General features: G+C 43.5%; 8 protein-coding genes. 3 read left to right on the top strand and 5 right to left on the bottom strand.

Annotation, left to right across the window (positions count from 1 at the left end):
- The first annotated feature begins 259 nt into the window (after positions 1 to 259).
- The 3 genes from AC0J20_RS19890 to AC0J20_RS19880 all read left to right on the top strand — a co-directional run bounded on the left by AC0J20_RS19890 (position 260) and on the right by AC0J20_RS19880 (position 2,537).
- Positions 260 to 592: a DUF3392 family protein gene (locus AC0J20_RS19890; protein WP_473023070.1), complete on the top strand. Its 333-nt coding sequence runs from the start codon at positions 260 to 262 to the stop codon at positions 590 to 592.
- Positions 593 to 686: 94 nt separating this feature from the next.
- Positions 687 to 1,190: a YehS family protein gene (locus AC0J20_RS19885; protein WP_473023069.1), complete on the top strand. Its 504-nt coding sequence runs from the start codon at positions 687 to 689 to the stop codon at positions 1,188 to 1,190.
- A gap of 390 nt (positions 1,191 to 1,580) precedes the next feature.
- The gene (locus tag AC0J20_RS19880; protein WP_473023068.1) at positions 1,581 to 2,537 is read left to right on the top strand and encodes a hypothetical protein; all 957 of its coding nucleotides are present in this window, start codon (positions 1,581 to 1,583) and stop codon (positions 2,535 to 2,537) included.
- A 126-nt stretch (positions 2,538 to 2,663) separates the two neighbouring features.
- On the opposite strand, the gene AC0J20_RS19875 is transcribed toward AC0J20_RS19880, so the two are convergent.
- The 5 genes from AC0J20_RS19875 to AC0J20_RS19855 all read right to left on the bottom strand — a co-directional run bounded on the left by AC0J20_RS19875 (position 2,664) and on the right by AC0J20_RS19855 (position 12,409).
- On the bottom strand, positions 2,664 to 4,145 hold the full coding sequence (locus AC0J20_RS19875; RefSeq protein ID WP_473023066.1) for an SO2930 family diheme c-type cytochrome: 1,482 nt from the start codon (positions 4,143 to 4,145) through the stop codon (positions 2,664 to 2,666).
- A gap of 15 nt (positions 4,146 to 4,160) precedes the next feature.
- A complete protein-coding gene (locus tag AC0J20_RS19870) occupies positions 4,161 to 5,957 on the bottom strand; it encodes a parallel beta-helix domain-containing protein (protein ID WP_473023064.1) in 1,797 nt (598 codons plus the stop codon).
- A gap of 392 nt (positions 5,958 to 6,349) precedes the next feature.
- A complete protein-coding gene (locus AC0J20_RS19865) occupies positions 6,350 to 7,360 on the bottom strand; it encodes an AraC family transcriptional regulator (protein WP_473023063.1) in 1,011 nt (336 codons plus the stop codon).
- A gap of 235 nt (positions 7,361 to 7,595) precedes the next feature.
- Positions 7,596 to 8,987, bottom strand: a complete 1,392-nt coding sequence (locus AC0J20_RS19860; protein WP_473023062.1) for a hypothetical protein — start codon at positions 8,985 to 8,987, stop codon at positions 7,596 to 7,598.
- Between the two features lie 449 nt (positions 8,988 to 9,436).
- Complete coding sequence (locus tag AC0J20_RS19855; protein ID WP_229531307.1) at positions 9,437 to 12,409, bottom strand: CHAT domain-containing protein; 2,973 nt, start codon at positions 12,407 to 12,409, stop codon at positions 9,437 to 9,439.
- Positions 12,410 to 12,414 lie beyond the last annotated feature (5 nt).

Raw genomic sequence — 12,414 nt, 5'->3', positions numbered from 1 at the left:
GATTCGACACCCATACCTTAAACTGGTAACTCTCTCTTTTAAAAGGGAAATGTCAGATTAGATTGGAACTTCTATAACTCACGCAATCTTGTCCATCTATTAATGACCCCCTCTTGTTTAAGGGTTTTAGCAAAACAGACCCCTTTAATTCGTATAATTTACTTTTACCCCTAAGGCTAGCCAATAACCCCTTGATTCCCTCTTCCCACCTTTTCCATTAAGATCCCGGCAGATAAATCATTTCACTAAGAGAAATTAAATGGACTGGCTCTGGTCTTTAAATTCTGAACTATCCAACTGGTTTTGGTCGTATCGCAACGTCATTGTGACGTCTTGGGTGGCGGTGTTGTTGGTGCTTTATGGCGATAATATTAATAAGACTCTGAAGCGTCTGATGCGCCCCTACCATTATGTTGTGCGAATATTAGCATTTGTGGTGCTCTGTTCAGTGGGTTACGGCGTTCTGGCCAATTATGGGGAAGTACTGATTAACCATACTTTGCAATTGTCCGAGCGTCGCTGGTTCGCGGTGATAGTAATAGGCACTTATTTTGTATTGGGCGGCTTGGCGGAAAGTAAACATCAGGCCTGATACCGTTAATTTGCATTGTTGTGCCTGATTACGCCATTAACTCGGCCTAATCAGGTATACTGTTTGCACATCACATTCACCTTTACAATTTCCCATGCTGTTAAATGACATTTTACGCCGTCTTCGTTTTGCCCTGAGTCTGGATAACAAGGCTACCATCAGCATTTTTAAGCTGGTGGACCATGATCTGGATGAAGACTATCTGATGAATATGATGAAAAAAGAAGATGAGTCTGGCTTTTTACCCTGTCGGGATAAAACCTTGTGTTTATTTCTGGATGGTTTAATTGTTAAAAACCGCGGTAAGCAGGAAGGTGGGCCACCGCCGGGGCTGGAAGGCGGTCAGCGCCTTAGCAACAATGATATCCTGCGCAAGATTAAAATCGCTCAGTCTTACCAGCAGGAAGATATGATGAAAATCTTGCAACTGGCGGAATTTCGAATCGGCAAAAGTGAGTTAAGTGCCCTGTTCAGAAAACCTGAACATCGCAGTTATCGTGCCTGCGGTGATCAGTTATTGCGTAACTTTTTACAGGGCATGGTGAAGAAACATCGCCCGGATGCGAGTGCCAATACTCCATGGGGGAATGGGCGCTGAGAGTTTCTTCGAAGTAACTAATCAAACTACCAAGACTGGCATATTGAAAAACAGCTCAATGCCAGTCTTGATTATTCCCATACTTTGGCCCTTTTTTACAATTACGCTCCCTTTTAATTTGCTTTCCTACAACAGCTGATACTATTCTGTTGGGTATAAAATATACTCTATAAGTGAAAGGGATTTTGATGGCCAAGTTTTTAAACACCAGCGCAACAAACTACTACCTGGAAGAGTTGATAAAGGGAGCATCAGAGAGGCTTATTCTGATTAGCCCATTGTTGAAATTGAATGATCAGATAAGGGAGTTATTTTAAAGGTTGAAGATTAGCCTTTAATGGTGATTCAGAGTTTGAAAAAGCATTGTGTGTATGAGGAATACACGTTTTGATGAAAGGATTTAAATTGATTAGTAAAAAGACTGGCTCTTTAGTGGTCCTTTCTGTTGTGATTTTGGCCACTGTGCTCATGGTATTCAGATTGTCTAACTACGACGAAACTGATGTCGATGTAGTGCAAAGCAAACCTACTGATGTGCTCTTGGTGGACAGTGCTTCCAATGATGCTGACATCGCAATATATAACACAGATAAAGTCGAAACAGTTAAAGAGGGAACTAGCGCAAATCCTTCAGTTCAGGGGGAAATTATGGATTTAGGCGAATTTTTGGCGCTTTATGGTCCTAAAAAAGAACCTGAAAAAACCGATATGTCAGACGAGGAGTTGTTAGATTTCGCTCAGAGTGAGATTGATAGCTTAAACGCACTAAATGGCTCAAGCTTAAGGGCTGACAGATACTCTATAGAACAGTTGGTTTTAATTGGTAAGTTTATGAAAGGGTTACCTCTATCTGAAGATAAGCTGGCTGACTTACTGCCGTTTTATCTGGATTTCAACCTTAGAATTCATGTAGAAGATATGCGGATAGAAAAACGTGAAAACGGTGTTTATGTTGGTAAAGAAGAATGGATAGCAGCTCACGGATATCAAGATGATATAGCTTATTGGGAGAGTCTGGTATCAGAAGGGGACATATATGCCACCAGATTGTTAGGGAACTTTTATAATCATGCCAATTATGTTGATAAAGTAATTCAGATTTATGAAGAGGGTTTGTTAAAAAGCAAAAGAGGTGAACATGATGCAGCTATTGCAAGAGCTTTGGCAGGTCTTTATCAAATTAATGACGAATATACCGCTGCCGTTTATTACCTGATGTCTAAGGAACATATGGGAAGCAACTATATTTTTTATGAAATGGAAGAGCTTGTAAAAAAATTCGATAGGAATGAATTGCTGGAAGAGGCTCGCAAAAAATACGAGCAATTGGAAATATTCAATCAATAAGACAACTAACAAAACCAACAAGACAGGTATACAAAAAAAAATTTGTATGCCCGTCTTGTATAGATCTGCGTTAAGTCCCTTTGCTCAGCGGTTTTAATTTAGCTGAGCTTTTGCCGAAAACACGCATTACCCCTGACAGGCGGCGTGGTTCATTCGGGCTATCCATTCACGCACCAGCTCCACACCTTCCTGATGAATGGTGGCTCTGCCCAGTTCTGGCATTTTATGTCTGGGGTCTGTGGTATTGACTCTGAACAATAGATACGATTCATCAGGATTGCCGGGTACAACATCGTAGGTGTAGTTTTGATGACCACCTGCCACAGGTACCTTACAAATGCCAAATTTGGTGACGTCGTCGGCGATGGCGCGTTGATATTCCAACTGCAGGCCGCTGGCACCTGCTGCACCTGCGCCTTCCTGGCGGTGGCAATGGGCGCAGTTAACATCTAAGTAGGCCTTGGTTAAGTCGGCTACCTGTGCATCTTCCAGGGCACTTACATCAACTGAATCATTAAACGCCATCGGATTTTCTATATCAGAGAAGTCAGGTAAACCGTCCAGCAAACCGTTGTCAGCCAGGTAGCTGAGCTGATTTTGAATACCTGAAGCATATTCATGATCCCTATTTAAAAAGCGCGCTTTCGGGCCAATAGGCACTATCTGAGCGTCATTGGCATCTGATTTGGCGTGACAACTGGTGCACGATGCGGCCTTAGGTACCACATAGGTAAACTCAAGATCATTGCCTTTGTGAGTGACCTGCATGTTGTCTACCCGTTTTCCGGCAATGGCTAAGGTGGCGTCTGATGCATCCGCCCAGTAGTAAGGCAATGCTACCCAGCCTTCGGTGCGATGGATCAATAAGCGGGTTTCGATGATGGTTTCCTGGCCGTCGCGCTCGCTGGTATCAGCGGGCATGGCGAAGGTTTTGGTGATCACAGTTCCCACCGGAAAGTTAAACACTTCCGATTGGGTGTACGTCATCTTGCTGTTTTCAGGCAAAAAGATGAAGCGATACTTGCTGGCATAATCAGTAAACAAGGCGGTAGAAAGCTCATAGAGTATGCCGTTTTCATTAGGCTGTGCCGTGGGGTCCTGGGCATTTTGGAACAAGTTGTAGTCGGATAGTCGACTGCAATTGTGGTTCATTAATGCATCCCAGTTGATGCCATTGGCACTGGTTTCACAATCTCCGGTTGAGCCTGTGTTATTGTCCTGATTGTCTCCAATGCCATCACCATCTGAGTCATACCATTCAGTGGGATCATGGGGAAACGCATCGCTATTATCGCCAACGCTGTCGCCGTCAGAATCCGCGGTTTCAGCGGGGTCATAGGGAAAGGCATCGCCGTTATCACCCACACCATCATTATCCTGGTCCGCCCATTCATTGGGATCGTCAGGGAAGGCGTCGGCGTTGTCGCCAACCGCATCGCCATCACGGTTAGAGGTTTCAGTTGGGTCGCGGGGGAACGCATCTGATGTATTAGGTACACCATCTCCGTCGCTGTCCAGGGGCGCAGCAACAGAGTCGCTATCTCCGCAACCCGTTAATGCCAGCAGCAGTAACATGCTGGTAACGATAGGTAATAGTTTAGATTTCATGATCTGTTCACCACATTAGAAGGAGCAAGCCGGCTCTGCTAAATCATCGCCTTTGCAGCCAAAGGCTTTGTTGTCAAAGGTGGCTACTGCGGCTGCCATCCGCGTTTGAGTACAGTACAAACGCGCGGTATTGCCGTGAAAATTCTCAGTGATGAACAATGGCGGCGGTAAGTCGCCCGATGTTGGAACCCACAAACCACCTGCAACTAATGGCACCAGGTCCACTTCATCCGTTGCGAATACCATACCGATATTGGTTTGAGTAAATTCCTGTGCTGATGCAAACGAATTGGTGTCCAGATTGTTATTTACGCAAATGGCATCTTCTGCGGTATAAGGCTGATAACTTACGCCAGCTGCTGCCGCTGCCGGGTTCATCACTGCCAAAATTTGGTCAAAGCCTGACATCATGCCCTGACTGATCACGAATTCTCCGACACCATCGTATAAAATGGCTGGCATGGTTTCGCCAGCTCTGTCGGATATCACACCTAAGGCTGCTAACGAGGTTGACTGAGTGAAGCCGGTGATCATATTGACATCGGGTAATAATGGCGTAATGACCTGTTCCAGCAATGCGCCACGCGGATTGGCACCGGAACGCTCAATTTCATTGTCGTGCACGTAAATGTTTTTGATGTAAGGCGACCAGCCGTCAATCATGGTTTCGACATACGAGCCGTTTTCGCCTTCAGGAAAGGTTGGGGAGGGTGTGTATTTCGCGAAGTCTGAATCCCCTACAAAATAGCTGGTCAGTGCAATGGAAATAGTTTCATTATCTTTAAAGTAGTTGTTGTACATCTCCACATCGGAGGTGGCATAAATTAGTGCGCCAGTGCCTGGCGGAACGATACCCACAGCACCATTGCCCACGTTCTCGGCATTATTGGCAATCACTTCGTTGTTAAAAACGCGAATGTTGCCGCCATAGGCTCTTTCAAGACCTGGTAAATCAAATATCAAAATCCCGCCGGTGTTGCCTATTGCCACATTGTTGTACACATCTGCATAAGATGAGTTTTCTATCTCGATACCTGCAACATTGTTTTTAGCTACATTGTTGCGCACTACAATGTGCTCAGATTGCCCCACGTAAATACCGGCATCCGCAGAGCCATAGGCATAGTTATTTTCCACAATGACGTTAGAGCTTTGCACGGGATAGACGCCATACGCACCATTGTCAGACTCCAAAGGCCCTTCCCAAATAGTACCGGTATAGTTGAAGTGGATGCCGTTAACTTTGCTGGCTTTGATGGCATTTTTAGGGGACTCATACACACTGAAATCACGCACCGTGATGGTATTACCGCCTTCAAAACGGATAGCGTCATCAGACACGCTACCGGAAAAGTCTAATTGTGTTTCATTGATGCCGTAGCCGGTAAGGGTGATGCGATCTGCATCAAAGATGACGATACTGTCATTAACCAGGTAGCGTCCTTTGGGCAAAACCACCGTATCATCTGTTGTTAAACCAAAGGTGGCGGTAACCAGGGCCTCGGTAATATCGGCACCCTCTTGCAGTACCGTGCCCGTTAGTTCGTCATAGACATCTGCCACATAAATGGCATCAGTGGGCATTTCAAAATTACTGGTGGTATATACGCCGCTACCTGAACCAGTATCTGTGCCGGGGGCGCCTGGCACGCCTGGTGAGCCAGGAATACCTTGTGGACCTTGAGGGCCTTGTTCACCGGGGATGCCTTGTGCGCCATCATCACCACTGCAGCCTGCCAGTGTCAGTGTCAGTGCACAGGCAGTGAAAGTAGCAAACAAGGTGTTTCGTGTTCTTAACTCTTTGAATAACATGCGTTATGTCTCCACAAAATGACTTATTGTTTTTAGGATTGTTATTGTTGGATGTCAGCATGGACTGCACCTGTTATGAGATGTCTAAACCATACAAACTTCAAAAGGCAAAAGAGTCGCTCTGTAAGCGCATCAGAAGTTTTAACACCCCGACTATCGAGCCAACTTAATCAAAAGGGGGGAGTTGTGCGATGAAAAGCGATGTGCAATAAAATAAACAACTGTGCAAATCCTTCAAAGCCTATATACCACAGGCGTTACAAAGCGATTGAAGAGTGAGGATTTAGGGCTGTGCAATTTTTAAAATTCAACAATTTGCACGGTTAACATGCTAATTTTTATTAAAAATCTCTTAGGAAAATTTGCTGCACTTAACTTAAAGCAGTGTGCAATTATTGTTTCTCTGGATTGGATTTTTGCGCCCGGAAATCTGTCGGATTCAGACTGTGTACTTCTTTGAATGCGCGATTAAAGGAGCTTAAAGTTCGATAGCCAACATCTAAGGCAATATTCAATATTGGTGCTTCGGGATCACTCCCCAAACGCTCGCTTGCATCGGCGATGCGAAGCTGATTTATATAATCATTGAAGTTCCGATAACCCAGAGTTTGGTTTATTAATGAGCGGGTTTTATATTCTGGTAGTTCCAGTTTTTGCGCTAACATTCTCAGTGTTAATTTTTCCGTGCGATAGAAACCAGCGTTCATGATCTCTCTCAATTTGGTCGCTTCGCCATCCAGCTGAGAAGCGCGTTTTTGCTGTTCCTCAAGCGCCGTTTGCTCGAACCCTGAAACTGCGCCAATCAGCACGCCTTTTCTTCCTCGCAACAGAATTATTGCAACGATGAGTGCGGCCACACTGATCAAAGCGGGCAGCCAATTGCGTTCACCATAACCAAAGTTTAACGTCCAGCTTGCCCAGATCAGTGAAATTCCCACCACTGAAAGGAATGCTCCCCGGAGCTTTCTGCGAGAATCCACTAGATCGTCAGACCAATTAATAATTACCACCCAAATACCGTGCAACATAATCACATATTCAACATAAATGGGTATCTGTTTAGCCACCAGGTAAAGATCACTTGCGTCGGAGATAGAAAATATTCGGGCCATGATTGGCGCGATAAAACTGTAAAAAGCCAGTGCTCCCCATACTGTTTTCACATCAGGTCGACGTGCAAATACAAACTGGCAGAGTAGCCAAAACAGTGCGGGCAAAGCTCCGGTCAGACTTGCCGATAACCATATCCATTGTGCTGGGATAATTCGCTCTGATAAAAATCCCGCTGTGGCTACCAGTAATACAAGAAAGACCCGGGCGGCAGGAATTTTATAGAAATCACGAGTGATTATCACAAAGAGAATAGTCAGTAGGCCTAAGCTAAATCCGGTTAGCAGTATCATGCCTGGTCCTGTTTATTAGTGATATTGGTTTCGGTTATATGCATAACAGATTATCCGAGACAATACCGCTCGCTGGCTCTGGGCGAGTAGCAACTGTTTTGGTGTTGGATGTGGAGTATAAGAGATATTAACGCAATGGACTACTTTTGGTTTCAACAGCGTCCTGGTTTTAACAGCGTCTTGTTTTCAGGAGGGGCCTGGATTCAGAAATGCATCTCAGTGAGTAAACCAGCCACTATTTCTTACCGGGAACGCTGGGGCCTTTGTTAGCTGCCTGTGAGCGCAATACATATTGGCCTTTTAACGAAACACCTTGATGCATGTCCAATGTTAGGGCGCTCTTGTTGGATGTTTCAGTGCGTTTTGCCACATTTACTACGCCCTGTGACGTTGGCCCCATGTAGCCCACAACCCGGTTATGCCTGGGTTTGTCCACTGAATCAATTGCGGCTTTGCGGGCCGTTGTTAAATTGTTCGGGTCAATTGCTGCTTTAAGCTGCCCAAAGTTACCTAGTGGACGTTTCATTATCTTGTCTACTGCGTCTTTGTTAGCATCATACCTTGCTTTGTAGGAGGGATTATTAAGATCTTCTGATAATGCGCCAGCAAAAGTTTCGCTGCGTTTTCCGCCCATCTGGTCCAGGGTATTATCCTGGAATTTTTGCATCAAATTTGCACTGCTTTTGTCCAAATCTTTAGACGTACCACTGTAACAGGAGTTGGCCCGTATCTGACTCACCGAGGGTAAATCCATCTTGTTAAGCATGCGCCCTACGGCATTAGCAGATACTTTTTGGTGCGAGTCAGAATAAATATTGGTGTCTCCTGCAGCACCGTGGCCTTGCACATAAACGATGGGGTGAGAGCGTTTCTTATCCACGCTGCTAAAGTTCATCATGGCATTGTCCTGCGTCGACCAGGATGCCATCTGGGTATAGGTATTGAAGTCGTTTCGGGCTTTCGAGCTTTTTAATTGATCTTGCGGCCCTAGTTTGGCTAACCGTTCATTTGCCATGTTATGAAAGGCACTCCGTTGGTTTTCATCTTTAAACACCGGACGTACCATGGGGATATTCCCCGGAGAGACTTTTTGTCCCATCAGGGCTTTAAGCTGATTCGTATCGTTTTGTAACTGAGATGAATCACCAAACCCTCTTAGGTTGTTCATCATGTTTTTAACATCATCATGAGGCGATACCATATAACGTTGTTGAGGAAGGGGCGCTGATAACTTACCGGATTGAGCCCCACCAAAAGCCCTAATCTGCTGATTCAAGGCGCTGCGGCTATCGCTCACATTGGGCAATGGATTCACGTTTTTTGCCCCACCAAAAGCCTTAATCTGCTGATTTAAAGCGTTGCGGCTATCGCTCACATTGGGCAAAGGATTTACGTTTTTTGCCCCACCAAAAGCCTTAATCTGCTGATTCAAGGCGTTGCGGGTATTGCTTACATTAGGCAAAGGGTTCACATTTCTCGCCCCACCAAAATCCCGAATTTGTTGATTCAAAGCATTGCGAGCCTGACTCACATCTGGCAAGTTTGTACTTCTGGCATTATTCACTGCTGTACTGGTTGTTTGAACCCGCGTTGGATGAGAGTCACCTGGCCCGCTTTTATTCGCCATAATCCGTTGCCGCCGTTGTAAGTTGCGTTTTACTTAAGTGTTGCTGCAATCGCTCGGTTAAAAAACCAGAAGGCGAACTATTGCTTTTCCACTATGAGGATTAAATCCCTCTTACAATATGGTTAGTAAATTACCCAAATGCAAATAAATAAACCATATTTGTATAAAAATCAATCGGTCGTGATTGTCGATGTTGTCGTGTAGTTCAGGCTGGGCAAGGTTTGCATAGCCTTATCGATAGAGGAGTAGCAATTACCTGAAACAATTCAGATATAAATTCAGAGAACCAATCATAAAACCAAGCACATGCCATTCAAATAACAGTGCACAACCTTGCGAAGACGTGATGAGTGCCGTTTAGCAGGGTCACCTCCGCAAAACACTTCTCAAAATTTATTAATTAATATAAAAGTCAGAGGATTTTATAGTCCTAACTATACTTAACTTTATTATCTTGAATTTAAGACGTACCCTGACCAGTAATAGGGGTGCCTAAAGCGCACTGTTTCGCGCATTTTTTCACGAGCGTATGCGAGGGCTATGGCAGGGTCATTGTTGTCAAAATAATTTGTATAAAAATGACGGGTAAATTCCATTGATGCGCGATCACTTACTTTCCATAGTGTAGATATTACCGTCTTAGCTCCGGCATTAATAAATCCTTGAGCTATGCCTAATACTCCAGCTCCGCGGTAATATTTTCCATTAAATGTTTCGCATCCATTTAAAAAAACTAGCTGGTTATTAAAGTGTGCTCGGTTTAGCTCACTTAAAGATAGAAAACCCGTTGCAAATGGTCTATCAGAGTTGACAGGTGAAAGAAATAAACCGATATCGGAACGATTATCAGGGTTAAAATAGTGATGCAAGCTCAGGTGCAAAACATGACTATTTTTACTTGAAAGTAGTTGGGCCTTAGTAGCATCTCTATCTAAAAACGCGGCAAAATATCCGGGGGTTAAGTCCCTTATATTGGATAGTTCTTGTTTTGCCATGGGAAGCTCATCGTTGAAGCTGCTATCGTTAAATTGGATACCGGTCAATTCGGACAAGCTAAAACTACTTCCAATAAACGTCATGTCATTTGCCTTATTGCTGTGTAGAGGGATACCTGCATCGGGCAACCCTCGCAATATGACTTGCTCCTCTGAAAAAAGCAAACTTTCAGGAAATAGATAAAGCTCACTGTCAGGTAGATAATATATCCGTTCGTAGTTTTGTTGGTTATTGAAATTTGGCAGCAATGCTTGTTTAGTTTCAAGGATTTTGCTTTGCGCCTCAGGTGCTCTGGTTGCCAGAGCAATGCTGGAGTTTTTTATTAGGCGCTTTATTACTTGTGCATCTTCGAACCGTTCAAATTGAGTACCATTTTTATCTTTTAAAAATACGCCAGAAATAGTTGGATTAAAAAGGTAGGCAATTAGTGCCTCATCATCCTTTTTGAACCGTATAGATTTAAGAGCAAAGCTTGTTTCCCTCAAGTTTTTTGTGTCATCTGTCTCGAGACTTTTGTGGTTAATAATCTCTGCTAACGTGAAATCTTGCTGTTCTATATCTTGATACAACCAATCCAGGTCTTGCGATATGGCTTTTTTCAATTCTCTTTGATCGTACTCAGTTTGTTGGTAAAGGAGTGCATTTGCTGTTAAGTCAGAGTAGATATTAAGGTTATCTCCGCGATAGTGATTATCCTTTTTGTTTGATATCTGTTGCCGCCGAATCTGGGACTGCAATTGTCTTATCTGAATCGTTTTTTGTAGGGCACGTTCGATGTTGCCATTATTAATAAGACGTCTAACCTGATTGATAAAGTGCACATGTATTTTTTGAATCCAATACATGCTTGTTTCTTCTATTCCCAATTGTGATAAAACACCAATCGCTATTCGATCCGTCTGCTCAGCTAAAGCGGTATTGTCAGCTTTTAGTGCACTCATTTTATAGAGTGCTTCAAATAACAAGAGCTTGTTTGAGGCTTTATTAAACATTTCACTCGCTTTTTGGAGATAGAAATATTGCTTGTCTGGCTGTGAAAGCTCAGCCATTAGTAAGTAACTTTGCCCGATTGTCTTCAAATCTTGTGCCTCAGGAATAATGGCCAGAATCTTGTTGAAAGTGTCTTGTGTACCATTACTCAATTGGGCATGTAAATTGGCGATCTGCAATTGTAAATCAGGATCATTTTCAGTGGATTGAGCAATAGCCTCACAGTTAAATAGTAAGGTCTGTGCTTCTTCAATATCATTCAGGAGAATGGCGATTTCGGCTTGTTTACAGATTAACTTGGCTGCTCGTGGAGAGCCCTCATGTTGGCTACTTTCTGCTGAGGCAGTCAGGTAATAATTTGCTCGTTGTGGATCCCCAAGTTCTTCATATATATGAGCAATATTACTGGTTAAAAAAGCTTGCAGATCTTTGTCTGGATGAGATTGCAACAAATGTAGTGCGATTAAATAATTTCTTTTTGCACTATTTAGCTTTCCCAACATAGAGTGCATTCTCGCGATATTACTGTGTATCACTATTTGCTGGTGCACCACCTGGAACTCTCGAGCCAGTGCCAATGCCTGCATTTCTCTATCTAATGCCATATGTAAAAGTGGGAAATCAATTTTACTCCCTTGCATTGCTCTTCGGGCATAATAATATCCCCAATTGTCTTGTAGTGTTATTTTGTCTCGGTGATCGATATAACCGGGTTGCTGAGTTATTGACTCGGCGCTCCTGAGATTGGAGTAGGCATCTTCAACCAAATCCTGATGAAGCAATAATTCAGCCATCAGATAATGATAACGGATGCGCAACGAATTCCCCACGTCATTAGTTTGTTGTATTAATCGAGATGATGTATCGAACTCGGTGCGTGCTCTTTGTGTTTTGTCGAGGCGCATAAAAGCTTCCGCAGTGGCTAGTTTCAGAGCGATTTTTTGTTTCGGGGGGATACTCTTGTATAGCAATATAGATGAGGCCGTTTCTATGGCGTTATTCAAAAGAAAACTATGATTTTGGACACTGAACAGCCAATATTTAAACAACAACCTTTCATCGGGCGTAAGTGCTGCCATCGCATTAAATTTGTTAAAGGCTTCTATTATTTTTTCTTTATCTTTAGGCAGTAAAGTGTACCAGGTGGTGAATGCCTCAGTAATCTGATATTCACTTACAAATTTAGTCAATGTTTCAGACAGCGGAATGGGGGAGATAAAACAGTCTTCTTCGTACAGTTTTGTCAGCTGTTTTTCATCAATTACGAGCAAGCCTAATTGACTGACTGGTTGGCTATTTATCAATTTGACTAAGGTCGGCGCCTCACAGGAATTTTGCAGAAAATCTGTGTAATAGGAATTTGCAGCACCGTTTGGCACTGCAAATCCAGTCAATATCAAGAGCAGCGAATGAAAAATAAAACGGTATTTAGACATTGCTA

The organism is Planctobacterium sp. R6, from assembly GCF_055755215.1.
Note: the sequence above shows the minus strand (reverse complement) of the source record. Positions and strands in the feature narration are given on the sequence as shown.